Source organism: Ruegeria sp. SATB027 (assembly GCF_059613825.1).
The window spans coordinates 90,637-113,703 of record NZ_JBXWTH010000037.1 but is presented as its reverse complement, the minus strand read 5'-3'; the positions used below and the strand labels follow the sequence as shown (position 1 = coordinate 113,703).

The following is a 23,067-nucleotide window of genomic DNA, read 5'->3' as shown; positions in this document are numbered from 1 at the left end:
CCAGAAAAAGCAGGAGCCAAGGGATCGAATACGCCCAAAGTCGTCGTTATTGTGAGGCTCCGCGTATCTGTTCAATGGCTCGGGCGGCAAATCTACCCGACAAAGACCCGTCTGCGGCTGCTTCCAATGCAGGCAAAGCGGGGGATGCTTTCCCGCCGATTTCACCCAATGCGTTGGCGGCTTCTTTTCTGACAAAAACCGAAGGGCTGCCCAACAGCATGATCAGTTCCGGAACGGCTGGGGCTGCGTCAGCTCCAAAGAGCGCCAAAGACTGAGCCGCGTCACGTTGTTCCTTGGCATCTCCGCGCATCAGATCAGCTTTTAGGCTTGCAACTGTCGTGCTCGGCGGAAGCGCGGCCAATTGAAGGCCGTTTTTCAAGCGATTGTTCAAATGCTGATGCTCGCCGATCCATCGCACGATAAAGAAATAATCGCGCACCGCTTCGCCCAGAACCTTCTCGTTTTTTCCATCCTGCCATTGTTCGATCATTGCACGCGCGCTGCTTCTGTCGCCATTCAAGGCCAGAACCGACGCTGCAAATGGCATCAACTCAACTGCCTGCGGGTTTCGGTCCAGCTCAGACCTAATAACGGCCTCTGCACCTGTCAGATCATTCATCGCAAACAGCGCAGCACCTTGAAATAGCGCGTAGTGGCTGGGGTATTCCGGGTCGAGGCGCATTGCAGCCTGTACAAATGCCAACCCTTCCTCTGGCTCGCCACCCGCGATCAAGGCCCATCCCATTGTCACATGCGCTTCGGGGTCGCTTGGTTGCAGGGCAATGGCTTTCGCGGCTTCTTGTCTCGCTTCTTCTGTTCCCCGTCTTACACCCTCGGCGCTGTCCCAGTCCGGAAGGTTGAGAGCGACAATTGCCCTGATGACGTGGATAAGAGAGGTGTCCTGATGCGTCAGTTCACGGTAGTATTTATAGAACAGCCCGATATGCATCTGTTCTTCAGCATTCGCAAAGCCTGACCAGTGGTGGAAGATGTGCGGTCGCAAATGTACCATAGCTAACATCGCCCAGGCGCGCGCATAATTCGGGTCCAGCTCGACAGCCCGCTCAAAATGCGGAATTGCGGCCAGATTGTCCTGTTCATTGAAGCGTGAATAAAGCGCCCACCCGCGCTGGAACGCTTCGCGCGCCTCAATCTTTTCAGTCTCTATGCTTTCGATGGCAATCCGGCTTTGCGTGTCGAGCGGGACATCCAACTCGCGCGCAATCGCCAGTACAATGTTGTTTTGCAGGTCGAAGATCTCATCGATTTCACCGTCGAAACGTTCCGCCCAGATCAATCTGCCGTTCAACGTGTCCGTCAGGCGGATGTTGACCCGAAAACCCTCTCGGCTGCGTCTAAGGCTCCCATCAACGACATAGCGAACGCCCAGTTTCTCGGCAAAACCTGCCACATCAATGTCGCGGTCCTGAAATGCAAAGGATGTGTTTCCGGCGATGACAAATAACCCTGATATGCGGGACAGGTCCGTTATCAGATCCTCGGAAACGCCATCTATCAACATCTTGTTGGACGCGTCGCTGGTGAAATTCGTCAAGGGAAGCACGGCGATCGAGGGCAGGTCCGGCAGAGGGTAAGCCATCTGTGCTTCAGAAGCGCGCAACTGACCCTTTTCCCATGTCTTTGTCCCGATATACCCGGTCGCGCCCAACACGATCAGGATTGCAGCTAGCTTCATTGAACGCGGCGCTTTCTTCGTTTTTTGCTTTACCGCCCGGGTCAACGCATCTGTTTCGACGCGGAACGCCTCAATGGGGTCCGCGATATTCTTGACGGATTGCGGGCCAATTGGCGTAAAGGCGAAGGGCACCTTGTTTCGCGCGTATCCGACAATCGCCTGCGAGGCGATAATCCCCCCAGGTTCTGCCAGCGCCTCAAGCCGTGCGGCCACGTTGACACCATCACCCAGGATGTCGTCGGCGTTCGAGACGACATCGCCGACATTCAAACCGATCCGAAAAACAATTGCGCGGTCGGGTTCGGTATCCGAGTTTCTTTTCGACAGTTCGGCCTGTATCTCGACTGCAGCGCGAACCGCATCGACCGCGCTGGGGAATTCGATCAGAAAACTATCACCGGCTGTGTTCGCAATGCGCCCTGAATACCCGGCGATCAAGGGCTCGATGACTTCAGCGCGGATCCGGCGCAGCTTGTCGATGGTGCCTTCTTCATCCAAGCCAACCAATCTTGAATAGCCTGCGATATCGGCGGCTAAGATGGCTGCTAATCGACGATTTGGCCGGCTTTCCATAGTTTCGCAGCCTACCATTTGGACATTTTTCTGGAAACCGGTTTTCAAGGTACCGGTTTTGCTCCGTTTTTTGAAATCCCCCGACCTGTTATCTGGATGGAAATGGAAGCCCGGACCGCTGGGTTTTCAGACAAAAGCGGTCCGGGCAATCTGTCGGCTCTGCGTGTTGTCGGATTTGCATGGCGTCGCGCGTCCTTGCACAATGCGACCAACGCATGGAGGCGAAAATGATCTACGCAATCACAATTTATGGGGAACCGGGCGTGTTCGAGGCATTGCCGAAAGATCGCCAGGACGAAGTGATGTCAGGCCATCGCGCCCTGCATGCGGTTTTGTCGGAACGCGGAGAGTTCGTGTCGATAAAACTGATGCCGCCAACGTCAGCGGTAATGGTCGAACCGGCGGCGTCCGAAGGTGCTGCCCGCCTGATCACCGATGGCCCGTTTTCCGAGACCAAGGAAAACTTCCTTGGGTTTTACGCCGCTGATTTCAAAGATCTTGAAGAAGCGTTGGAACATGCAAAACTGATCTCTTCACCGGTCGCGCGGCTGGAAGTTCGGCCTGTGGCCTGGGCGGGGGGTGCCATATCGTCGGAATAGATCATGTCAGACTGGCTGGAGGCCACATTTGCTGAACAACGCCCGCGCGCCATTGCTGCCCTGACGCGGGCTTTTCGGGATCTGGACACCGCAGAGGAGGCCTTTGCCGACGCCTGCCTGAAAGCCTTGGCGGTTTGGCCCCAGGACGGGGCGCCTCGGGATCCATTGGCATGGCTTCTGGCCACGGCCCGGAATGCGGGTCTGGATGATTTACGCAAATCCCGGCGGCGCGCGGCAATCCTGTCGCGCCACGCAGAGGAGTTTCAACCGATGCCGGCGGAAACACCCGACCCTGACGAGATGCGGGATGATGTCCTGCGCTTGCTGTTCATCTGTTGTCACCCGGAACTGGATCGGCGGGATCAGATCGCCATCGCCTTGCGGGTGGTCGCGGGGCTGAGCGTCGATGAGATCGCCAACGGATTTCTGGTCAAATCCAAGACCATGGAACAGCGCATTACCCGCGCCAAAAAGAAAATAGCAAATAACCCGGTCGCCTTTGAAACGCCGAGCCCGGCTGAAAGGCAAGCCCGGTTGGGTGAAGTCTCGACAATGGTTTATCTGATGTTCAGCGAAGGGTGGTCGACCTCGGCCGGGCCGCAGCAAATCAAGCTCACGCTATGCAAAGAAGCGATCCGGCTTGCCCGCCTTCTTGTCGCATTGTTCCCTGCAATGGGCGAGCAGGCCGCATTGCTGGCGCTATTGTTGTTTCAACACGCCCGGCGCCAGGCCCGGATTGACACCGAAGGCAAGCTCGTCGCACTCGACGATCAGAACCGCGATCTTTGGGATCGCTCGAATATCGCTGAGGCTACATCGCTGTTGCAAAAAGCCCAGCGGATTGGCCACCGCGGGGTCTATATCATCCAGGCTGCAATCGCTCAGGCACATGCCTGTTCAACCTCGTCCGAAGAAACCAACTGGGCGTTAATCGAAAGCCACTACGCCGCCCTTTACGCATTGCAGCCGACACCTGTGATCCGGCTCAACCAGATTGCCGCACAGGCCAAGCTACACGGTCCACAATATGCTTTGAAGGCAATGAATCCGCTGTCACAGGAGCTGTCCAACTATCGTTGGTTTCACGCGATGCGAGGTGGCCTTTTGCAAGAAGCGGGGGATCATAAAGACGCCATTTCCGCCTTTGAAACCGTGTTGGCGCTTTCTCCCACCGCGTTGGAGTGCGACGTGATCAACGAAAAAATCAAAATTAGCAAAAAAGAATTGGAGGGCCTGTAGGAAAACACACTCCTCATACGTCCTAGGGTCAGACCCGTATGTGGCGGGCGTAACCAACGGAGGTACCCATGAGTATACTTGAGATGACGGCTGTCGGAAATTCAGGATGGATCGGGCATTCTGGGCCGGATCAGAGCAAGGCCAAATCCTTTTATCAGGATGTGCTGGGCTGGACGATCACCGATATGCCGATGCAGGATGGGTCAAGTTATTCGGCCGCAGTTGTGGGCGAGACCGCTATCGGAGGCTTTTCACCAATGCCGGAGGCGCATGGAAGCTGGACGATCTTCTTCACGGTGGCCGACGTGGATGCGAGTGTTGCAAAGGCCGAAGCCAAAGGCGCCACAGTTCTTCAACCCGCGATGGATATGCCGGGTGTCGGTCGCATGGCCACGCTGAACGACCCGCAAGGTGCCCGCTTTGCATTGATCACTTATGAAAGCATGAAACCCTGAGAACTGCCTGAAAGGAGGGCGCAGATGGAACAATATTCGCACATCGTGCAGGTTATTGCGGCGGTATTGGTCTGGGTAACCGTTCCACTGGCGACTGCTTTTGGCCTGCGTCGATCTAAGGCGGGTATCCATCCGTTATGGGATGGGGGCAACAGGCTCTTGCGCGTAATGCGGTCAAATGGAAACTTCGTCGAATATGTTTCGTTCGCGCCGTCGATCCACCGGCAGCCTGAGGCATCCAGCTGATGCCGGTGGATGAAACCCTCAACGCACGCATTCGTGACGCTTTGGCCGCGCATGTGGGCATTTCAGAAAAGCGCATGATGGGTGGCAATTGCTTTTTCTTGAACGGCAACATGCTGTGCGGGGCGCGGCGGCATAACGACGGGCTGGGCCGTTTCATGTTCCGGGTGGGCAAGGACAACGAAAGCATTGCGCTGGCGGACCCTGCGGCTCAGGAAGTGATTCACGGTGCACGCAAACTGGGTGGTTTTATCCGCGTGGATGAGAGCGATTGCGATGACGCCGCTTTGCTGCGCTGGTTACACCTTTGTCTCGAACACGCCGCAGCCCTTCCCGCGAAAGACTGAACGGAGAAATCAATGGCCAAATTTGAAAGTTTCTCACCCGCAGCGCTTGGTTTTCTCAGGGACTTGCGGGCCAATAACACGAAGGAATGGTTTGCAGCCAACAAGGCAATTTACGAGACCCATTTGAAGGAGGCCAGCAGGCACTTCGCGGATAACATGGCGGATGCATTGCTTGATCTGACTGGCCAGACCCACAGCAGCAAGATTTTTCGTATTCATCGGGATGTCCGATTTTCCAAGGACAAAACACCTTACAACGCACACCTGCATATTGCGTTTATCCCTGACGGGAATGCGGATCAGCCACCGATGTGGTTCTTTGGGCTCTCACCCGATGATCTGGCGCTTGGCTGCGGGGTGTTTCAGTACGAAAAGGAAGCGTTGGATGCCTTTCGAACAGAGATGGCAGGCCCCAAAGGGGCAGAGGTGATACAGCTTGCCGCTGAGATGCGAAAGCGTGGATTCCGGGTCGGGGATCCTGAATTGAAACGTGTTCCCTCCGGTTTTGACAAAGATCATCCAAATGATGAAGCATTGCGCCGCAAAGGCTTTACCGTCTGGACGGATCTGGGAAATCCCGCCTTTGCTATCGAACCAAACCTCATTGAACGAACTATAGAATTGTTCGAGGATCTCTTACCTGTTTTTCTGCTGCTTTCTCGGGTCGAGTAACCCCATCTTTCCATATGCGGGGAACATAGGCTCGATGGATATCGCCAAGGTGCCGACCTCAATCGTTCAACGCTGTGTCTGCACGGCGAGAGATAAGTATGCAGCTTCATTTTGGGTCGCACCTGTGTGCCACGCCGCTCCAGTGTTTGCCCTCTGTTTGTTTTGTTTGGATATGGTGGAGCCTGCGGGAACGCCGACGAACGCCTAATACACTGATCGTAAATACTATTGTAGATTTCTTGTTTGTACTGTGGCTTCTCTTGAAGTCACACTTGAAGTTGCACAACCTGCTACGGTGTACTGTGTACGTCCAAACCTTTACGAGGCCAGCTGTCTTTTACTGGTGGGGAAGGTTGCGGCTGGCCTGCATTTGCTGAACATCGTCGGGCCATGTGGAGCGTATGTAACCCAGCACGTCCAAAATATCTTCGTTAGTCAGCGTGCCCTCGAAACCCGGCATACCACTGTTGAAGTCTTTAATGCCGCGTGCTGCCAATGCGTCTGCCCCACCTAGTTTGGTGTACTCGAACAGTAGCTGGTTGTCGTGGTGCCAAGTGTGCCCTGTCACGTCATGTGGTGGCGCGGGCAACACCCCGTCATCGTTGGGTGTTTGCCAGTCGGGTTGGCCTTCCAGATTCACTCCATGGCATGAGGCACAGTGCACTGCGTAGAGTTCCTGCCCATTCGCTAGGTCTCTATCTAACAACTCATGATCTGCAGCAAGGCTCGTACCGATGCTGCATATAGCCAGTGCGCAAAGGTGTTTGTTCATCTCTACCTACCTTAACTCGGAAGCGTTAGTACGCTCGTGAGTGTTGCCGTTGTCGCCAGCACCACTAATACGATTATTGCCTCAACCTCGATGGATCGGGCGAGGCGTTGCGCTGCTATTGCCTCTCCACTTTGCATGGCCGGAACAAATCGGAGCTTGTTGGCAGCGGCGAGGATCAACAGCAGTGCCACAAGAAACACCTTGATCAACAGCGCCTGCCCGTAGCCAGTGATCAAGAGCCCTTGGAGATTGCCGACAAGCAACCAAGCCATCCACAGACCCGCCGCGACTAGCGTTGGCACAATTAGTGCAGCAGCCTGTCCAAACCTGTGCCCTAACGCTGCTGCATCTGTCAGGTGTTCAGGCATGAGAGCCATACTCCGCAGCGGGCCAAATATACCCACCCAAAAGGCCACACACAGCAGGTGCAACAGCAGCAAGAGTTGGACGCCAACACTCTCCAGTTCCGGCACATGTCCGATCTGTGCAAAGGACCACATGGCCAATGTGCCACCCAACAGCGCGATCCATAGACCAAAGCGAGGAACAGACAGTCCCACAAGGATCAAAACTGCGCCTGAAAGGCGATAAGCAAGTACGTCGCCTACGGAGGTCTGCCAAAGCAAGCCAAGCATCTCTGGATCGACCATGCCGTCAACTCCGCCCGTTAAGGCGGCTCCTCGGAGCATGAAACCAAATACCGTTGCTGCGAGGGAAAGCCACGCCAAGACCAAGGCTTGGCGCTTCATCGCAAGGCTTACCGGCGCGACTAGTTCGGAAAAAAGGCACTTAACGGCGACAAGCCCGGTGGACCCAGCAAAGCCGATGTAGAGCACCAGCTTTGCGAGGATTGCGACAACTCCCCAAATGTCTGGCATGCTCATTCCACGGAAAAGGAAAACTCGCCCTGCATCGCATGGCCGTCTTTACCTAAACCACGCCACTCGATGACATAGGTGCCGGTTCCATTGCCCGGCAGTGGGATCGTGAACTCCTGACTAAAACTTGTCTGGTCCCCCAAATCTAGGCTTACTGCCGAGTGTTCTTCATGGGCCATCTCTATCCGCGTCAGCCGGATGTCCTTGGTGAAGCTGAGGCCGATTTCGGCGGGCACAGAGGTTACAGTCGCCCCATTGGCAGGTGTCGTTTCTTCGGCCTTGGAATGCGCCAGTACCCCGCTGGGAATAGCAGCCATGATTGCGAGCGTTATGATCTTTTTCATGGCCCTGTCCTCAATTTATTCCGTTGGCACGTTGAATTTCACGAATGTACGCGATCACCATGGCAACGTCACCTCGCGTCAATCCCTCGACCGGCGGCATGTCACCAAACTGCCAATGATGGCTTCTTACACCTTGTGAAACCGCCCTCTGAAAGGCTTCGTCAGCGTGGTGGCTGGGCTCGTATATCTTGTGGATCAGAGGCGGTCCTGCGCCTTCTACACCGACCGCATTGACGCCGTGGCAAGCAGCGCAAGAGACATCAAAGACACGCTGACCGATTACTGCATTGCCCTCGATTGGCGGCATCTGAATTGCGACTATGGCGCCGCCTGTGCCTGTCTCTGGCGATGTGGCCTCTTCGATTGGGCCGGGCCGAAGGGTTATGAAAGCGGCGACGGCTGCGACGGTGCCTGCGCCGATGAATAAGAGACTTTTTCTCATGAGTTGATCCTGACTTTTGGAAGCTGGTAGTGCTGCGATTCACTGCGAACAGCGGCACGCGCAGGTCGCAGAATTTCGCAAGGATTTACGCTGCTTCAAAAGTCAGGGGGCTTGTAAGGGTTATCCGGCTCAATCGGCTTGGCTTGGGCTCCAACCTGGAACTCGGGTGCGATTTCACGTTGACCCTGCGCGGCTTCCCCGTTTTGGGCGAGCAAAATAACTGCTTGGCAGATAGAGGGATTACACTCGCCGGTTCCTGAATAGTCCGGGTCGTGGTGGCTGTGTAGGGTCGATTTGTCGATGCTGTTTTTCGCCACGAAAATGTGTTCTGCCGATTGCATGTGGCTTTCACAGCCAAGACCGATGCAGCCATCCGATCGCGCGTGAGCAACGCCACCAAACCCGGTCAGGATGACCAGAATGCCAGCGAGTAGCAAAAGTGAGTATCGTCGGATGACCATGGTTCAGGACGCTACTGCAGTAGACCAAGCATGACAACGCCAGCCCTTTGGTTTTTCGGATCACTACCAGTTTTTTGTTCGGACAATTGATTGAAGCTTCCCCTTTTCCTAGACAGCAACACGAGAAGGACCGTCTTAATAACCCCCTAACTGCAGTGATGTGGACGACGTTGCAGTTGAGTGTTGACATGTGTCAAAGCGTAGTTTGCCAAGTTGTTGGCAAGGTGCTTCGCAAATGGGTCAGAGCATCAGCATAAAAGCAACCCGGGGAACGGTGGCGTTTTTGGCTATACTCATAGCTATGGCCGCATGCACGGACAGGCATCACCACGGTGACTGGCACGGCCATGGTGCAGAGGGTTGCTATGGACCTCACCATGACGCTATCGGCGAAGCTCGTTGTGGGGCGTTTGAGTAAGCTACTTAGAAAAGGCGCACTCGCAAACAATCAGTCTAGCCAGTTTATGTTTGGTAATCACGGGGCCGCTGTTGATAGTGAACAGCCTCATCTGACTGGTCCAGTTTGATTGTTAGTGCATCGTCGGCCTCTGATCCGTTGGAATGATGTTTTCCGGGGCTGGTGGGCGACAGATCAATGCACTGCCCGACGTTTGGTGCTTGGTCTTGTGTCGGGCAAGGGCCAACGGAAGTAATAAACGCCATGTCTGGACAGTGAGAGATACGCATACAGCTTCATTTTGTGTCACACCTGTGTGTCACACCGCTCTAATGCTTGCTATCTGGTTGTATTGTTAGGTTTTGGTGGAGCCTAGGGGAGTCGAACCCCTGACCTCTTGCATGCCATGCAAGCGCTCTCCCAACTGAGCTAAGGCCCCATCATTGTACCATCAGTACGGTGGACGGACGTTTAGGAGACAGCGGCAGCGAGTGCAAGTCCAAAGTTTGAATCGGGCGCGAATTTTCACCCGGGCTGCTCCTCAGGTGAAAAAGGCGACCCTGGGGATCGCCTTTTACTAGGTCAGTTGTCGTCGTCTGATGACATGTCGGTGATGTCGTCCAGAGAAACATCATCATTGTCGTCATCATCATCGTCCAGCAGATCGTCATCCAAATCCACGTCGACGTTGTCATCATCGTCCAGAACCAGATCGTCATCCGCCGTGTTTTCACGTGCTTTGACCGAAGCTGCGTCTTCTGCATCCGCCGAGATCATACGGCTTTTGGATGTTTCAAGCTCCACGATCTCGCCAGTGTAGGGGCTGATGATCGGGTCCTTGTTCAGGTCGTAAAACCGCTTACCGGTTGTCGGGCAAACACGCTTTACGCCCCATTCTTCCTTGGGCATGTCAAATCCCCTTGATATCAGGTGAGTCGTCTAAATGATTCAGCTCACCTGCCACAGGCAGAGGGCACTGTCAAAGTCTTTGCGCAAGAGAGGTCGAGATATGGGAGAGCACGCATTGCCAGGGACACCGCCGGTGCCACTGAGATTGCGCAAATCGGCTCGGGCGCGGCGTATCAGCCTGCGAATCTCTCAGTTGGATGGGCGCGTAACATTGACTTACCCGAATGGCGTGCCGGAATCTGAGGCCTTGAGTTTTGCGCGCACCAAGGAAGGGTGGATCCGGCAGCATCTTCAGGGTCGGCCCGATATGGCCACCGTGCAGTTTGGGCAAGTAATCCCGATCGAAGGGAAAGCGCGCCGAATCGTTCCTGCAACCGGGCGGCGGGTTTTGCTGAATGCAGATGAGGTTGCCGTGCCCACAGGGGCCGAGGCCCGCAGGTTGGGCCGGTTCCTGAAGGAACTGGCGCGGGACCGGTTGACCGGAGCCTGTGATGATTATGCAGCCATGCTGGGGCGTTCGTACACGACACTCAGCCTGCGTGACACGCGGTCGCGTTGGGGGTCGTGCAGCTCGCATGGCGGGTTGATGTTTTCGTGGCGCCTTATTCTGGCGCCTCCTGATGTGTTGCACTATGTCGCGGCACATGAGGTGGCACATCTTGCCGAGATGAACCACTCGCCTGCCTTCTGGGCGCAGGTCGAAAAGATATTTGGCCCGTATAAGCCGCCCCGCCGCTGGTTGCGCGACAACGGGGCCGAGTTGCATCGCTACAGATTTGATGCCGAGCCGAGTTGACGTGGCGCCTTTTTGTGATCACATGAGCATATGTTGACCGCACGCCCTTCCGAAACCCAGACCGCAACACATGACCGGGTGTACCGGGCACTGCGATCCCGGATCATGCATGGTGAGATGGCACCGGGGCAGGCCCTGACCCTGCGGGGCATCGGCAAGGAGTTCGGCGTCTCAATGACCCCGGCGCGAGAGGCGGTGCGCCGCCTGGCCGCAGAAGGGGCATTGTTCCTGTCCACATCGGGCCGGGTATCGACCCCAGAGCTGACGAATGACCGGATTGAGGAACTGGCTGCCTTGCGCGCCTTGCTTGAGGTCGAACTGGCAAGCCGGGCCTTGCCCAGGGCACACATGGCCCTGATCGATAGGTTGCAGAGCATCAACATGACAGTTGCCGAGATGGTGACCAAACGGGATGCGGTTGGCTATATCCGTTCGAACCTGGAATTTCACAGAACCCTGTATCTGCGCGCTCAGGCTCCTGCGATGCTGGCCATTGCCGAAACCGTCTGGCTGCAGCTTGGGCCGACGATGCGGGCGCTTTACGGACGTCTCAGGCGCGCAGAGCCGCCACATTACCACAAGCTGATCATCGCCGCGCTCAAGGCCGGGGACGAGCCGGGATTGCGGCTGGCAGTGCGCTCGGATGTGACACAAGGGCTGCGTTTGCTGGTCAGCTGAGCGGCTTCCTGCCGACATCGTCAAAGCGCCCTTCCAAGGTGTCACTGTTCTGGCCTGTGCAACCCGGCTGGGTTACTCTTGCGGCAAATCACAAACAAGAGCAGACCCAAACCATGATAACTCGCCGGACCTTTTCCATTTGCCTCGGATCAACGCTTTTGGCCGCCTGCACGGGTGGTGCCGCTCCGTCCGGCACGCCTGCAACCCGGATGCGGGCTGTTCCCAATGCCGGGTGGGATGCCTGGGTTGCCGGTTTCAAGGGCAGGGCAGTGTCGCAGGGGATTTCCCGGACAACCGTTGACCGCGCCTTTCAGGGGGCCGGGTATTTGCCCGACGTAATCGAACGCGATCGAAATCAGGTCGAATTCAAGCGCAGCCTCGAAGATTACCTAGCCATCGCGGCGTCGGACGAGCGGATCAGCACCGGCCAGCAGATGCTGCGGCAACATAACGGCACTCTGTCGCGGATCGAAGCGCAATATGGCGTGGATAAGGAAATCGTCGTGGCCGTCTGGGGGCTGGAAAGCCGCTATGGCGCGCGCCGCGGTGATGTGCCTGTTATATCGGCGTTGTCGACGCTGGCTTATGATGGCCGGCGCGGGCAGTTTTTTGAAAGCCAGCTGATCGCGGCGATGAAGATCCTCCAGAACGGCGATACCACGCCTGCCAACATGACCGGCAGTTGGGCCGGGGCGATGGGGCACACGCAGTTCATTCCGACCTCGTATCTTGCCTATGTCGTGGATTTCACCGGCGACGGGCGGCGCGACATCTGGTCAGATGATCCGACAGATGCGCTGGCCTCGACGGCGGCCTATCTGGCGCGTGCAGGTTGGGTGCGGGGCCAACCGTGGGGCGGAGAGGCGGGGCGTGTATCCGGTGCTCCGGTAGCCGTGTTGCAGCCGCAAACACCCGGGCCCCGCATCGCTGTGTTTCGCAATTTCCAGGTGATCAAACGCTACAACAACTCGGACAGCTACGCGATCGGTGTCGGTCATCTGGCGGACAGGATCGCGGGCGGCGCGCCGTTTCAGGCCTCGTTTGGGCCGGACGCAAGTGGGCTGACGCTGGACGACCGCAAGGAATTGCAGCGCCGCCTGACATCTGCGGGGTATGACACGCAGGGCGCAGATGGCGTGATCGGAAACAACACCACCACAGCCATCAGCGCTTATCAAAGCGCCAATGGTCTGCCCGTGACAGGTGAGCCTTCGGTTGCGTTGTTGCGCAGGTTGGGTGGCTGACCGTTACGCCGCCAGCCCTTTCGACCCGATATCAAGGAACTTCTGACGGCGGTCTTTTATCAGGGCCGCCCCGTCCTTGCCGTCCAATTCCGCCAACATGGCGGTGATGGCCGCGCGCACCGACTCAACCGTAGACGGGCGATCGCGATGTGCGCCACCCTTGGGTTCCGGGATGATCCGGTCACACACACCCAGTTTGTGCAAATCCTGAGCGGTCAAACGCAGCGCTTCGGCCGCTTCACGCATCTTTTCGGCATCTTTCCACAGGATCGATGCACAGCCTTCCGGCGAGATCACCGAATAGACCGAATGCTCCAGCATCGCCACACGGTTAGCGGTCGCAAACGCCACAGCGCCGCCCGAGCCGCCTTCGCCGATGATGACCGAAACCAGCGGCACGCCGATTTTCAGGCACATCTCGGTCGACCGGGCAATCGCCTCGGATTGACCGCGTTCCTCGGCCCCTTTGCCGGGATAGGCACCGGCGGTGTCGATCAGGGTAATGACAGGCAGGCCAAAACGCCCCGCCATCTCCATCAGGCGCACGGCCTTGCGATAGCCCTCGGGGCGGGCCATCCCGAAATTGCGTTCGATCCGCGACTTGGTATCGCTGCCCTTTTCGTGGCCGATCACCATCACCGGCTGATCGTTAAAGCGCGCAAGACCACCGATAACGGCCAGATCGTCGGCAAAGTTCCGGTCACCAGCCAGCGGTGTGAACTCGGTGAACAATGCGTCCACGTAATCCTTGCAATGCGGGCGTTCCGGGTGACGCGCCACCTGGCACTTCCGCCAGGGTGTCAGGTCGCGATAGAGTTCATCCAGCAGCTTGGAGGCTTTGGCATCCAGCGCGGCGGCTTCTTCGGCCACATCCATTTCTTCGTTGGCACGGGCCAGCGCGCGCAGCTCTTCAGCTTTGCCTTCGATCTCGGCCAGCGGTTTTTCGAAATCCAGATACTGGGTCATGACGCCTCATCTGCGTGAAATTTCCTAGCTATATGCCGCTGGCTGGCCTCAGATGCAACTAGATGACACGGAAGCGGCATCTTTCATGTCAAAAGCCGTTGATCAGATTAAGAGATTCGCTTGCTTGCCAGCACATTCCCGACATGCCCAAAAAAACAATCGCTGAAATCGACCTTTGAGGAAACTCACCCCGGCCAAAGCACGGGATAGAGCGAAACCACAAGCAGCACAGCCATTGTCCAGTTGAATACGACCAATCGGCGCGGGTTCGTCAGCATCCGGGCCATCTGCTGTCCCAGAACGGTCCATGTGCTGACGGACGGTAAGTTGACGGCTCCGAAGACAAACGCAACGATGGCAATCGCATACATCGTCCGATCTGGCGTATAGGCCGTGGTGGCGGTCAGGGCCATGGCCCAGGCTTTTGGGTTTACCCATTGAAACGCTGCGGCTTGCAGAAATGTCATGGGCACGCCGGTGGCTTCGGCGCTGTTTGCCGGCGCGGCATGCGCGATCTTCCAGGCCAGATAGAGCAGATAGATCACCGACAGGACTTTCAACACCGTATAGCTGACGGGATACCGGTCAAAGACCTGCACCAGACCGGCCCCGACAAGCAGCACCATGAAGGTAAAGCCAAGCCCAATGCCCAACATATGCGGGATCGAGCGTCGGAAGCCGAAATTCACCCCCGAAGCCATCAGCATCAGGTTGTTCGGCCCCGGTGTGATCGAGGTTACGAAGGCAAAGGCGATCAAGGCCATCAGGATGTCATAAGTCATGGAGCGAAGTATTGTCCGCGCTGCGGCAAATGAAATTGCTTTTTTGTGCGTGTTTCCTGTAATTGTGCAATCAATGATGAAGAATGACCGGATAAACCGCCAGATATTGCAAGAGCTATCTCGCGACGGACGGATCAGCAATCTGGATCTGGCCGAGCGTGTGGGCCTTTCCCCTTCTGCTTGTCTGCGCCGCGTGCAAGAGCTTGAAAAGGCCGGGGTGATCACGGGGTATCGCGCGGTTCTGGACCCGGCGGCGATTGGTATCGGCTTTGTCGCCTACATCGGTGTAGGGCTGGGCGAGCATACGAAGGCCGCGCAGGAGGGGTTTGAACGCGCGCTCCAACAAGCGCCGGAAGTTGTCGAGTGCCACAACATAACAGGAACAATCGAATACTTGCTGCGGGTCGAATGTGCAGACCTGCCGTCTTACAAGACCTTCCATACCGAGGTGTTGGGAACGCTGCCGCATGTCACCTCGATCACATCCTATGTGGTTATGGGTTCACCCAAGAATTTACGGGCGTGACGTCTTGAATTGTGAAGGCACACTCACTTGCAGGGCGAAAACTCACGGCCTAATGTCGTGGAAATGACGTTGCCAGTGGATATGCACAGCCATAACGGCACGCAAACAGGGAGATTACGATGAAACGCGTTCGAACAGTGGCGGCCGCAGTTGCCTTGTCAGTGGTTGCCGGGGCCGCCTTGTCTGCCCCGCTGAAACTGCAACCTGCCAACCCTCAGCCTTCTCCGAAGGCAGGGCTGAATGTGAAATATGTTGGTACAGGTAATCAACACAAGAAGATCCGCGATCTGAGTCAGGCAAAAAGCATGCTGTCCAAAGCACAGCCTGGGCAACCGTTGCAGGGATTGGATTACAGGGACACCAATCAGGGTGACAATGTCATGACATTCGACGGAGCTTACAATGTTGCCGCCGAGATTACGGGATATATGCGGTTCGACTCGCCTGGGGTCTACGAGTTGGAAACCTGGTCGAATGACGGGATAGAAGCATTCGTCGGAGGCCAGAATATCGGCTATGTCACGGGTATTCAGGGCTGCGAGGCCAACCAGCGGACCGAAGTCGAAGTGCCCAAGGCCGGGTGGTACCCGCTCAAGATCATCTATTTCCAGAAGCTTGGAACATCCTGCCTGATGATGAAGTCGGGTAAAAAAGGCGAAAGGTTCACCTGGACGCCGAATGCTGTCTTCGGGCGGTGACGCCAGAAAACACCTGAAAAAGGCGCCAGGGCAGGCGCCTTTTTTTGTTTCTCAGCCGTTGGCCGCGATCAGTTCGGCCTGTGCCACGATCACCTCGGCCTGCTTGATCGACGCGATGTCGACCAGACGTCCTTTGTAAACTGTCGCACCTTCGCCATTGGCTTTGGCCTGTTCCATCGCGGTGAGAATTTCTCGGGCCTCTGACACGGCTTCTTCTGATGGGGTGAACACCTGATTGGCCAGCGCGATCTGCTTGGGGTGGATCGCCCATTTACCGACCATGCCCAGCGTGGCCGAGCGTTTGGCCTGCGCAATGTACCCCTCGTCATCGCTGAAATCACCGAAGGGCCCGTCGACTGGCAGCACGCCATGGGTGCGGCACGCGGCAACGATGGCGGCCTGTGCCCAATGCCATGGGTCGGACCAGTGTTTCGCACCCTCGTGCAGCATGTAATAATTTTCCTGCGTGCCGCCGATGCCGGTTGTCTGCATCCCCATCGAGGCAGCAAAATCCGCAGCTCCCAGGCTCATAGCCTGCAAACGGGGCGAAGAGGCCGCGATTTCTTCGGCATGGGCGATGCCAGCTGCGGATTCGATGATAACCTCGAAGCTGATCGGTTTGGCACGACCTTTGGCGCATTCAATGGCAGTGACCAGTGCGTCCACCGCATAGACATCCGCCGCGCAGCCGACTTTGGGGATCATGATCTGATCCAGACGGTCGCCCGCCTGTTCCAGTACATCGACAACGTCGCGATACCAGTACGGGGTGTCCAATCCGTTGATGCGAACGGACATGTATTTGTTGCCCCAATCCACGGTGTTCAGTGCTTCGATGACATTGGCGCGGGCCGCATCCTTGTCCGAAGGTGCAACCGAGTCTTCAAGATCGAGGTTGATCACATCTGCGGCGGATGCTGCCATCTTCTGGAACAGTTTGGTGTTCGATCCCGGGCCAAACAGCTGACAGCGATTGGGGCGCGCCGGTGCGGCAGGTTGGATGCGAAAGCTCATCTGGACCTCGTCTGAGTAATGAAATTACGATTTTTCTGCTCAATGAGGTATTAAATTGCGTGGTGCGGCGCAAGAGCGATTGTGCATCTGCGGCAATGCGGTTGCAGAAAGCGGCTTCAAAACTGCCCGACCGGGGCGATTAAAGTTTAATCATTTTGAAAACTTCGAAGATTTTTGCGCATATTGCGAATATTGCACAAGAAACTCGCGCGTAGGTCGTGGTTGACGGGCCAAAACGCGAAGCGCTCGTTTTGCCGCTTCTCTAGCCTGCCCCGGAATCAAAGGAGTGACCGCAATGATCGAGACACCGTACCTGCTGTTCCTGGGCGATGCGCCCGACCAATTAGCGGCCAAAGTGGCTGTTGGGATCAAGGACTGGCGTCCGGAAAACGCCGTGGGCCAGTATCGAATGGATGGCTGCAAGGCCGATCTGGGCCTGACTGACATGACCCTGACCGAAGCGAAAGAAGCCGGAGCCAAGACGCTGGTGATCGGCGTGGCAAACCGCGGCGGTGTGATCAGCCAGGACTGGAAAAAGGTTCTGGTTATGGCGCTTGAGGAAGGGTTCGACCTGGCCTCGGGGTTGCATAATCTGCTGCGGGATGAGCCCGACCTGGTAGCGGTTGCCGAAGCAACCGGGCGAAAACTGCACGATGTACGGGTGCCCGAGATCGATTACCCGATCGCAAACGGGATCAAACGCAAGGGCAAGCGGTGTCTGGCCGTCGGAACAGACTGTTCGGTTGGCAAGATGTACACCGCGCTGGCGATGGACGCCGAGATGCGTGAGCGCGGGATGAAATCGACCTTCCGCGCGACCGGCCAGACCGGCATCCTGATCACCGGTGACGGTGTGCCGCTGGACGCAGTCATTGCCGATTTCATGGCTGGTTCGGTCGAATGGCTGACACCGGACAATGACGAGGATCACTGGGATCTGATCGAAGGGCAGGGATCATTGTTCCACGTATCCTATTCCGGCGTGACCATGGCACTGATCCATGGCGGCCAGCCGGACGCCCTGATCCTGAGCCATGAACCGACCCGTGCGCATATGCGCGGCTTGCCAACCTATCAACTGCCGACATTGGAAGCCCTGCGCGACACCGCGCTGGCGCTGGCCAAAGTGGCAAACCCGGATTGTCAGGTTGTTGGCGTTTCGGTCAACACGCAGCACATGTCCGAGGCTGAGGCGACCGCCTACTTGGCCAAGATCGAAGCGGATATGGGCCTGCCTGCGACCGACCCGTTCCGCTTTGGTTCGGGCAAACTGGTGGACGCGCTGGCCGCAATGTGATCTGAACAATGCGCCGGTGGCGGGGCTGTTTCGCCTCCGGCGTGAGTATTTGGGAAAAGATGAAGGAACGGGTGCGTGCAGATTGAGGTTTCTCGCGATGTGTTCCGGCTGGCGCAGGTCTTCACCATCTCGCGCGGGTCGCGGACCGAGGCAAAGGTGCTGACGGTTCGGGTGTCGGACGGAACTCATCAGGGCTGGGGCGAATGCGTTCCTTATGCGCGTTATGACGAAACGCTGGAGTCCGTAGAGGCCGAGATTGCGGGACTGCCCGCGGATGTCACCCGCCAGACGCTGATGGATCTGCTGCCAGCAGGTGCCGCGCGGAACGCCGTGGATTGCGCCTTGTGGGATCTGGAGTGCAAACGAACCGGCAAACGCGTCTGGGACCTGGCAGGTCTGCCCAAGCCCGGCCCCGAGATCACCGCCTATACATTGTCGTTGGACACCCCCGAGGCAATGCAGGCGCAGGCCGCCGGGAACGCGCATCGCCCGCTTCTGAAGATCAAGCTGGGCACACCTGATGATATGCCCCGGCTTGAGGCAGTGCGAGCCGGTGCTCCGGTCTCCAAGATCATTGTGGATGCAAACGAAGGCTGGTCGGCCGAGGTTTACGCCGACCTCGCGCCGCATCTGGTGCGGCTGGGCGTGGCGTTGGTGGAACAGCCCTTGCCCGCAGGAGATGACGACGCATTGATCGGGATGAAGCGCCCGGTGCCAGTCTGCGCCGACGAGTCCTGCCATGACCGCGCCAGCCTGCCCAAGTTGAAGGGCAAATATGATGTCATCAACATCAAACTCGACAAGACCGGGGGCCTGACCGAGGCGCTGGAGTTGCGCAAAGCGGCGATTGCCGAAGGCTATGACATTATGGTGGGATGCATGGTCGGCAGCTCGCTAGCCATGGCACCTGCGACATTGCTGGCACAGGGTGCGATGGTAACGGACCTTGACGGCCCGCTTCTGTTGGCCGAAGACCGCGACACCCCGCTGGATTTTGACGACGCCGGAGTGCACCCGCCTGCGGCCGCACTTTGGGGTTGAGGAGACGAACATGACCCGCACCGTTTACGTAAATGGCGAATATCTGCCGGAGACCGAGGCCAAGGTTTCCATTTTTGACCGTGGCTTCCTGTTTGCGGACGCGGTCTACGAAGTCACCAGTGTGCTGGACGGCAAGCTGATCGACTTCGAAGGTCACTCAGTCCGTCTGAAGCGCTCGCTGGACGAGCTGGAGATGGCCGAGCCCTGCACCAAGGATGAACTGTTGGAAATCCACCGTAAGCTGATTGAGCTGAACGGTATCGAGGAAGGTTTGGTCTATCTGCAGGTTTCGCGCGGCAGCGATGGCGACCGGGATTTTGTGTTTCCGTCGGCAGATACCCAGCCCAGCCTCGTTCTGTTCACGCAGAACAAGCCGGGGCTGGCTGACAGTCCGGCGGCAAGGAAAGGCGCCAAGATCATCTCGATCGAAGACATCCGCTGGGGCCGCCGCGACATCAAAACGGTGCAATTGCTCTACCCGTCGATGGGCAAGATGATGGCCAAGAAGGCAGGTTGCGACGACGCATGGCTGGTCGAGGACGGCTTTGTGACCGAGGGCACCAGCAACAACGCCTATTTCGTCAAAAACGGCAAGATTGTCACCCGCCCGCTGTCCAACGATATCCTGCACGGCATCACCCGAAAGGCTGTGCTGCGCATGGCGGCTGAGGCGCAGATGGAAATCGAAGAGCGTCTGTTCTCCATCGACGAAGCCAAAGAGGCGGACGAAGCATTCACCACCTCGGCCAGTGCCTTTGTAATGCCGGTGGTTGAAATCGACGGAGTTGCGCTGGGTGACGGTACGCCGGGGCCGATTGCAAAACGCTTGCGCGAGATTTATCTGGACGAAAGCCGCAAGGCGGCGATCTAAAGAAAAAGGCCCGCCAATCTGGCGGGCCTTTTTCGTATTGGGCCTAGCCCTTTTTCGTTACATTCTCTTCAAACGCGACCTTGAAGGCGGCCTGTTTTTCAGCGCTGGCCTCGGTTTGATAATTGGCTTTCCATTCATCCATGGTCATGCCGTAGAAAAGTTCTCGGGCCTCGTCCTTGCCCATCTCGATGCCTTTTTCGTTGGCCGCTTCCTGATACCACCGTGACAGGCAGTTTCGGCAGAACCCGGCCAGATTCATCATGTCGATGTTCTGCACATCGGTGCGGTCTTCCATCAGGTGCTTTTGCAGCCGACGAAAGGCGGCAGCCTGAAGTTCGATTTCGGTTTGCTTGTCCATCATGTGGCTCCGGAAGGCAGTGTGTGTTGCGTTTGACCTAACAATCCTGCCGTGTCGTTACAACAACGGCGCTCGTGGTCAGCGCTACCTACATCAGTTTCAAGGCTAGCCAGGGCACGATGCAAAAGATCAGTGTCAGGATCTTGTAGTTGGCAAGGTATCTGAAATAGGCACGTTTCACGTCGGCGCGATCCATCTGAAACATCCTGCCGTGAATGCCAGCGATCCAGTCCTGCAAAAGCAGAATCATGACGGTGGTGAACAGCAAAACCGCGATATTAAGCGCGGCCATCCAACCGAAAAACGTTGTCAGAAACTCATGTGTCATGACGATCCCCTTTCCCGCAATATATGGGGATCAGAGGCATTGCACACAATGGCGTGAGGGGTGGAGCGTCCCTGCAAACCTTGCGGTCAAAGGTCGCTAGTGTCCAACGCTTCTTGCAGGATTATCGCCAGCCGCTCGGCCCAATGCCGTTGTCCGGCATGATCGGCGATCAGATCATTGCGTAGCTCGATCAATGCATTGGGACGGCCAAAAGCGGTGCAGTGCTTGTCAATCGCATCACCCGGCAAAACGCCGGTATAGGGTTCATTGACACCAACGCACAGGTCATCTTCCTGTTGCAGCCGTTCGACCAAAGGACGCGAGAACCGCTCGTCCGGCGTGTGCAGCACACCAATGTGCCACGGACGCGGATCACGTCCGCGCAGCTGACGCGTGAAGGAATGCATCGACACAATTACCGCATGTGGCAGTGCCGCCATCTCGGACAACGCTGTGTGGTAGGGGCGATAACACATGTTCAGGCGGCGTTCGCGCTCGGCGGCATCGGCATGGCGGTTGCCGGGAATGATCGACCCGTCATACAGTTTCATCAACAGCGTGGGGTCATCTTCCCCTCGGTTCGGGTCGATTACAAGGCGCGAGAAATTGGCGGCGATCACCGGCGCGTTCAGAATCTCGCCCAGATGCTTTGATACCTCATACGCGCCGACATCATAGGCGATATGGCGCTCCATATCCTCGCGCGGCAGGCCAAGGTCTCCGTCATTGACCTCGGGGGGAACGATGTTGGTTGCGTGGTCGCATGTGATCAGCCATCGGGACGGGCGATCCGCGCCGTGAACAAAAAACGGGGTGTAAGTCATAAGCCTGTCATCTAGTTTGTCGCAGGTGTAGGGCAGTTGCTTTAAAAAGGGAATTGCGCAATAAGCGCCACAGCAGTGTTTGCGGTAACATTTTGCAAAAGCTGATCTGCGCAATCTGAACCGGCATGAGGAGGTCAAGACCAATGCGACGCCTGAGGAATGTAAAAATCGTGGCGACGCTGGGACCGGCGTCCAGTGACTATGACACCATTCGCGCCCTGCACGAGGCCGGGGCGGATGTGTTCCGTCTGAACATGAGCCACGGCAGCCATGACGAGATACGTGAACGCCACAAGATCATTCGGCAGGTTGAAAAGGATCTGGACAGCCCGATTGCCATTCTGGCTGACCTTCAGGGTCCCAAGCTGCGGGTTGGTGTTTTTGCAAATGATGCGGAGGATCTGGAAGAGGGCGCGGCGTTCCGTCTGGACCTTGATCCAGCTCCCGGCGACACCACCCGCGTGTGCCTGCCGCACCCCGAGATTTTCGCGGCCCTTGAACCGGGCGCGCGCCTTCTGGTCAATGATGGCAAGATCCGTCTGATCGTTCAAGATTGTGGTCAGGACTTTGCCAATTGCACAGTTGAGGTCGGCGGTGCGATCTCGAACCGCAAGGGTGTGAACGTCCCGGATGTGGTACTGCCGCTGGCGGCCTTGTCGGAGAAGGACCGTGGCGACCTTGAGTTTGTCTGCCAATTGGGCGTTGACTGGCTGGCGCTGAGTTTCGTGCAACGCGCCAAGGATGTGTTCGAGGCCCGCGCGCTGGCTGATGGACGCGCCGCGATCCTGTCGAAGATCGAAAAGCCGGCGGCGGTCGAGGCGTTCGACGACATCCTTGATGCGTCGGACGGTATCATGGTGGCGCGGGGCGATCTGGGTGTGGAACTGCCGGTATCTGCGGTGCCGCCCATTCAAAAGAGGCTGGTCCGCAAGTGCCGTAGTGCCGCCAAGCCGGTCATTGTCGCCACCCAGATGCTGGAAAGCATGATCGAAAGCCCGATGCCCACCCGCGCCGAAGTGTCGGATGTGGCCACCGCGATCTATGAGGGCACGGACGCCATTATGCTCAGCGCGGAATCGGCGGCAGGTGCTTATCCGGTTGAGGCCGTGCAGACCATGAATAAGGTCGCCATCGAGGTCGAGGCCGACCCGACCTATTCCCAGATTATCGCCGCGTCCCGCACGGCAAAAGGAAGCACTGTGGCCGATGCCATCGTCGCTGCCGCCCGAGAGATTGCTGAAAAGACCGATATCAAGGCCATCTGCTGCTTTACGCAAAGCGGAACCACCGCCTCATTGACAGCCCGTGAACGTCCCGGTGTTCCGATCATTGCGATGACATCGCTGATGGGAACTGCGCGCAGGCTTTGCCTGAGCTGGGGCTGCAATTGCGTCATGACGCCCGAACTCCAGCGGTTCAAAAGCGCCGTGGTCAACGCGGCCCGCGCGGCGCGGGCAGGGGGGTTTGCAACCGAAACCGATCAGATCGTGGTTACGGCCGGTGTCCCCTTCAACGTACCGGGCACGACTAACATTCTGCGCGTGGCCCCGTGTGATGAACGGCTGATCTACAGCACGGATCCGGAATAACCGAACCCCGACACTCGGGCCCGAGTGT

Annotated in this window: 28 protein-coding genes and 1 tRNA gene; 15 read left to right on the top strand and 14 right to left on the bottom strand. The window is 57.3% G+C overall.

The genetic code is table 11. From position 1 onward, the window contains the following. Positions 1–46 precede the first annotated feature (46 nt). Entirely contained in the window at positions 47–2,269 is a 2,223-nt protein-coding gene (locus AC2FPW_RS10115) for a HEAT repeat domain-containing protein (RefSeq protein ID WP_496813558.1), read from the bottom strand. Positions 2,270–2,496: 227 nt separating this feature from the next. Between AC2FPW_RS10115 and AC2FPW_RS10110 the strand changes: the two genes are divergently transcribed. From AC2FPW_RS10110 to AC2FPW_RS10085, 6 genes are all read left to right on the top strand, one after another. Beyond that, positions 2,497–2,868: a YciI family protein gene (locus tag AC2FPW_RS10110; protein WP_496813556.1), complete on the top strand. Its 372-nt coding sequence runs from the start codon at positions 2,497–2,499 to the stop codon at positions 2,866–2,868. Positions 2,869–2,871: 3 nt separating this feature from the next. Then, a complete protein-coding gene (locus AC2FPW_RS10105; protein ID WP_496813555.1) occupies positions 2,872–4,107 on the top strand; it encodes an RNA polymerase sigma factor in 1,236 nt (411 codons plus the stop codon). Positions 4,108–4,175: 68 nt separating this feature from the next. Further along, on the top strand, positions 4,176–4,562 hold the full coding sequence (locus AC2FPW_RS10100) for a VOC family protein (protein WP_496813553.1): 387 nt from the start codon (positions 4,176–4,178) through the stop codon (positions 4,560–4,562). A gap of 24 nt (positions 4,563–4,586) precedes the next feature. After that, positions 4,587–4,808 (top strand): MAPEG family protein, encoded by a 222-nt coding sequence (locus tag AC2FPW_RS10095; RefSeq protein WP_480774487.1) that lies wholly within the window; start codon positions 4,587–4,589, stop codon positions 4,806–4,808. Positions 4,809–4,813: 5 nt separating this feature from the next. Further along, complete coding sequence (locus AC2FPW_RS10090) at positions 4,814–5,152, top strand: TfoX/Sxy family protein (protein ID WP_480586549.1); 339 nt, start codon at positions 4,814–4,816, stop codon at positions 5,150–5,152. A gap of 12 nt (positions 5,153–5,164) precedes the next feature. After that, positions 5,165–5,824 (top strand): DUF2461 domain-containing protein, encoded by a 660-nt coding sequence (locus AC2FPW_RS10085; RefSeq protein WP_496813550.1) that lies wholly within the window; start codon positions 5,165–5,167, stop codon positions 5,822–5,824. 337 nt (positions 5,825–6,161) lie between these two features. Here AC2FPW_RS10085 and AC2FPW_RS10080 read toward each other — a convergent pair whose 3' ends face one another. The 7 genes from AC2FPW_RS10080 to AC2FPW_RS10050 all read right to left on the bottom strand — a co-directional run bounded on the left by AC2FPW_RS10080 (position 6,162) and on the right by AC2FPW_RS10050 (position 10,027). Continuing rightward, entirely contained in the window at positions 6,162–6,596 is a 435-nt protein-coding gene (locus tag AC2FPW_RS10080; RefSeq protein ID WP_496813549.1) for a c-type cytochrome, read from the bottom strand. Between the two features lie 11 nt (positions 6,597–6,607). Next, a complete protein-coding gene (locus tag AC2FPW_RS10075) occupies positions 6,608–7,474 on the bottom strand; it encodes a CopD family protein (protein ID WP_496813548.1) in 867 nt (288 codons plus the stop codon). A 2-nt stretch (positions 7,475–7,476) separates the two neighbouring features. Then, positions 7,477–7,818 (bottom strand): copper resistance CopC family protein, encoded by a 342-nt coding sequence (locus AC2FPW_RS10070; protein ID WP_496813547.1) that lies wholly within the window; start codon positions 7,816–7,818, stop codon positions 7,477–7,479. Positions 7,819–7,828: 10 nt separating this feature from the next. Continuing rightward, a complete protein-coding gene (locus AC2FPW_RS10065) occupies positions 7,829–8,260 on the bottom strand; it encodes a c-type cytochrome (RefSeq protein ID WP_480483822.1) in 432 nt (143 codons plus the stop codon). Between the two features lie 95 nt (positions 8,261–8,355). Beyond that, positions 8,356–8,601 (bottom strand): hypothetical protein, encoded by a 246-nt coding sequence (locus tag AC2FPW_RS10060; RefSeq protein ID WP_496813546.1) that lies wholly within the window; start codon positions 8,599–8,601, stop codon positions 8,356–8,358. Between the two features lie 880 nt (positions 8,602–9,481). Continuing rightward, a tRNA-Ala gene (locus tag AC2FPW_RS10055) sits at positions 9,482–9,557 on the bottom strand. Between the two features lie 143 nt (positions 9,558–9,700). After that, positions 9,701–10,027 carry a TIGR02300 family protein gene (locus AC2FPW_RS10050; protein WP_267366159.1) on the bottom strand — a complete coding sequence of 109 codons (327 nt, stop codon included), beginning with the start codon at positions 10,025–10,027 and terminating at the stop codon, positions 9,701–9,703. Positions 10,028–10,127: 100 nt separating this feature from the next. On the opposite strand from AC2FPW_RS10050, the gene AC2FPW_RS10045 reads away from it, so the two are divergent. The 3 genes from AC2FPW_RS10045 (at position 10,128) to AC2FPW_RS10035 (ending at position 12,745) form a co-directional block, all read left to right on the top strand. Continuing rightward, positions 10,128–10,823 carry a M48 family metallopeptidase gene (locus tag AC2FPW_RS10045; protein ID WP_496813544.1) on the top strand — a complete coding sequence of 232 codons (696 nt, stop codon included), beginning with the start codon at positions 10,128–10,130 and terminating at the stop codon, positions 10,821–10,823. Between the two features lie 30 nt (positions 10,824–10,853). Beyond that, positions 10,854–11,501, top strand: a complete 648-nt coding sequence (locus AC2FPW_RS10040; protein WP_480473964.1) for a GntR family transcriptional regulator — start codon at positions 10,854–10,856, stop codon at positions 11,499–11,501. 113 nt (positions 11,502–11,614) lie between these two features. Then, complete coding sequence (locus tag AC2FPW_RS10035; protein ID WP_496813542.1) at positions 11,615–12,745, top strand: lytic murein transglycosylase; 1,131 nt, start codon at positions 11,615–11,617, stop codon at positions 12,743–12,745. Positions 12,746–12,748: 3 nt separating this feature from the next. On the opposite strand, the gene AC2FPW_RS10030 is transcribed toward AC2FPW_RS10035, so the two are convergent. Next, positions 12,749–13,711: an acetyl-CoA carboxylase carboxyltransferase subunit alpha gene (locus AC2FPW_RS10030; protein ID WP_267366162.1), complete on the bottom strand. Its 963-nt coding sequence runs from the start codon at positions 13,709–13,711 to the stop codon at positions 12,749–12,751. A gap of 185 nt (positions 13,712–13,896) precedes the next feature. Then, positions 13,897–14,493, bottom strand: coding sequence for a LysE family translocator (locus tag AC2FPW_RS10025; RefSeq protein ID WP_496813540.1), 597 nt, complete (start codon positions 14,491–14,493; stop codon positions 13,897–13,899). A 73-nt stretch (positions 14,494–14,566) separates the two neighbouring features. On the opposite strand from AC2FPW_RS10025, the gene AC2FPW_RS10020 reads away from it, so the two are divergent. Beyond that, on the top strand, positions 14,567–15,019 hold the full coding sequence (locus tag AC2FPW_RS10020) for an Lrp/AsnC family transcriptional regulator (RefSeq protein ID WP_496813539.1): 453 nt from the start codon (positions 14,567–14,569) through the stop codon (positions 15,017–15,019). A 119-nt stretch (positions 15,020–15,138) separates the two neighbouring features. After that, on the top strand, positions 15,139–15,717 hold the full coding sequence (locus tag AC2FPW_RS10015) for a PA14 domain-containing protein (RefSeq protein WP_480774194.1): 579 nt from the start codon (positions 15,139–15,141) through the stop codon (positions 15,715–15,717). Positions 15,718–15,768: 51 nt separating this feature from the next. Here AC2FPW_RS10015 and AC2FPW_RS10010 read toward each other — a convergent pair whose 3' ends face one another. After that, positions 15,769–16,731 carry an L-malyl-CoA/beta-methylmalyl-CoA lyase gene (locus AC2FPW_RS10010; RefSeq protein ID WP_496813538.1) on the bottom strand — a complete coding sequence of 321 codons (963 nt, stop codon included), beginning with the start codon at positions 16,729–16,731 and terminating at the stop codon, positions 15,769–15,771. A gap of 295 nt (positions 16,732–17,026) precedes the next feature. On the opposite strand from AC2FPW_RS10010, the gene dgcN reads away from it, so the two are divergent. From dgcN to AC2FPW_RS09995, 3 genes are all read left to right on the top strand, one after another. After that, entirely contained in the window at positions 17,027–18,028 is a 1,002-nt protein-coding gene (gene dgcN / locus AC2FPW_RS10005) for an N-acetyltransferase DgcN (protein ID WP_480586519.1), read from the top strand. 75 nt (positions 18,029–18,103) lie between these two features. Further along, positions 18,104–19,069, top strand: a complete 966-nt coding sequence (gene dgcA, locus AC2FPW_RS10000; protein ID WP_496813537.1) for an N-acetyl-D-Glu racemase DgcA — start codon at positions 18,104–18,106, stop codon at positions 19,067–19,069. A 10-nt stretch (positions 19,070–19,079) separates the two neighbouring features. Further along, entirely contained in the window at positions 19,080–19,940 is an 861-nt protein-coding gene (locus AC2FPW_RS09995; protein WP_496813535.1) for a D-amino-acid transaminase, read from the top strand. A 43-nt stretch (positions 19,941–19,983) separates the two neighbouring features. Here the strand turns inward: AC2FPW_RS09995 and AC2FPW_RS09990 are convergent, their stop codons facing one another. From AC2FPW_RS09990 to AC2FPW_RS09980, 3 genes are all read right to left on the bottom strand, one after another. Continuing rightward, on the bottom strand, positions 19,984–20,298 hold the full coding sequence (locus tag AC2FPW_RS09990) for a DUF1244 domain-containing protein (protein ID WP_267365127.1): 315 nt from the start codon (positions 20,296–20,298) through the stop codon (positions 19,984–19,986). A gap of 88 nt (positions 20,299–20,386) precedes the next feature. After that, complete coding sequence (locus AC2FPW_RS09985; protein WP_267365128.1) at positions 20,387–20,626, bottom strand: DUF6868 family protein; 240 nt, start codon at positions 20,624–20,626, stop codon at positions 20,387–20,389. Between the two features lie 86 nt (positions 20,627–20,712). Next, positions 20,713–21,450 (bottom strand): N-formylglutamate amidohydrolase, encoded by a 738-nt coding sequence (locus tag AC2FPW_RS09980; RefSeq protein ID WP_496813533.1) that lies wholly within the window; start codon positions 21,448–21,450, stop codon positions 20,713–20,715. A gap of 143 nt (positions 21,451–21,593) precedes the next feature. On the opposite strand from AC2FPW_RS09980, the gene pyk reads away from it, so the two are divergent. After that, positions 21,594–23,039, top strand: a complete 1,446-nt coding sequence (pyk, locus tag AC2FPW_RS09975) for a pyruvate kinase (protein ID WP_267365133.1) — start codon at positions 21,594–21,596, stop codon at positions 23,037–23,039. Positions 23,040–23,067 lie beyond the last annotated feature (28 nt).

Bases quoted from the DNA above. Each gene is read 5' to 3' on its own strand.
- AC2FPW_RS10065 (WP_480483822.1), bottom strand. From the start codon at position 8,260: ATGAGAAAAAGTCTCTTATTCATCGGCGCAGGCACCGTCGCAGCCGTC.
- AC2FPW_RS10030 (WP_267366162.1), bottom strand. From the start codon at position 13,711: ATGACCCAGTATCTGGATTTCGAAAAACCGCTGGCCGAGATCGAAGGC.
- AC2FPW_RS10015 (WP_480774194.1), top strand. From the start codon at position 15,139: ATGAAACGCGTTCGAACAGTGGCGGCCGCAGTTGCCTTGTCAGTGGTT.
- AC2FPW_RS10105 (WP_496813555.1), top strand. From the start codon at position 2,872: ATGTCAGACTGGCTGGAGGCCACATTTGCTGAACAACGCCCGCGCGCC.
- AC2FPW_RS10085 (WP_496813550.1), top strand. From the start codon at position 5,165: ATGGCCAAATTTGAAAGTTTCTCACCCGCAGCGCTTGGTTTTCTCAGG.
- AC2FPW_RS10095 (WP_480774487.1), top strand. From the start codon at position 4,587: ATGGAACAATATTCGCACATCGTGCAGGTTATTGCGGCGGTATTGGTC.
- AC2FPW_RS10050 (WP_267366159.1), bottom strand. From the start codon at position 10,027: ATGCCCAAGGAAGAATGGGGCGTAAAGCGTGTTTGCCCGACAACCGGT.
- AC2FPW_RS09995 (WP_496813535.1), top strand. From the start codon at position 19,080: ATGACCCGCACCGTTTACGTAAATGGCGAATATCTGCCGGAGACCGAG.
- AC2FPW_RS10070 (WP_496813547.1), bottom strand. From the start codon at position 7,818: ATGAAAAAGATCATAACGCTCGCAATCATGGCTGCTATTCCCAGCGGG.
- AC2FPW_RS10010 (WP_496813538.1), bottom strand. From the start codon at position 16,731: ATGAGCTTTCGCATCCAACCTGCCGCACCGGCGCGCCCCAATCGCTGT.
- pyk (WP_267365133.1), top strand. From the start codon at position 21,594: ATGCGACGCCTGAGGAATGTAAAAATCGTGGCGACGCTGGGACCGGCG.
- AC2FPW_RS10025 (WP_496813540.1), bottom strand. From the start codon at position 14,493: ATGACTTATGACATCCTGATGGCCTTGATCGCCTTTGCCTTCGTAACC.
- AC2FPW_RS10060 (WP_496813546.1), bottom strand. From the start codon at position 8,601: ATGCAATCGGCAGAACACATTTTCGTGGCGAAAAACAGCATCGACAAA.
- AC2FPW_RS10110 (WP_496813556.1), top strand. From the start codon at position 2,497: ATGATCTACGCAATCACAATTTATGGGGAACCGGGCGTGTTCGAGGCA.
- AC2FPW_RS10080 (WP_496813549.1), bottom strand. From the start codon at position 6,596: ATGAACAAACACCTTTGCGCACTGGCTATATGCAGCATCGGTACGAGC.
- AC2FPW_RS10100 (WP_496813553.1), top strand. From the start codon at position 4,176: ATGAGTATACTTGAGATGACGGCTGTCGGAAATTCAGGATGGATCGGG.
- AC2FPW_RS10075 (WP_496813548.1), bottom strand. From the start codon at position 7,474: ATGCCAGACATTTGGGGAGTTGTCGCAATCCTCGCAAAGCTGGTGCTC.
- AC2FPW_RS09990 (WP_267365127.1), bottom strand. From the start codon at position 20,298: ATGGACAAGCAAACCGAAATCGAACTTCAGGCTGCCGCCTTTCGTCGG.
- AC2FPW_RS10020 (WP_496813539.1), top strand. From the start codon at position 14,567: ATGATGAAGAATGACCGGATAAACCGCCAGATATTGCAAGAGCTATCT.
- AC2FPW_RS10045 (WP_496813544.1), top strand. From the start codon at position 10,128: ATGGGAGAGCACGCATTGCCAGGGACACCGCCGGTGCCACTGAGATTG.
- AC2FPW_RS10115 (WP_496813558.1), bottom strand. From the start codon at position 2,269: ATGGAAAGCCGGCCAAATCGTCGATTAGCAGCCATCTTAGCCGCCGAT.
- AC2FPW_RS09980 (WP_496813533.1), bottom strand. From the start codon at position 21,450: ATGACTTACACCCCGTTTTTTGTTCACGGCGCGGATCGCCCGTCCCGA.
- AC2FPW_RS10040 (WP_480473964.1), top strand. From the start codon at position 10,854: ATGTTGACCGCACGCCCTTCCGAAACCCAGACCGCAACACATGACCGG.
- AC2FPW_RS10035 (WP_496813542.1), top strand. From the start codon at position 11,615: ATGATAACTCGCCGGACCTTTTCCATTTGCCTCGGATCAACGCTTTTG.
- dgcN (WP_480586519.1), top strand. From the start codon at position 17,027: ATGATCGAGACACCGTACCTGCTGTTCCTGGGCGATGCGCCCGACCAA.
- AC2FPW_RS09985 (WP_267365128.1), bottom strand. From the start codon at position 20,626: ATGACACATGAGTTTCTGACAACGTTTTTCGGTTGGATGGCCGCGCTT.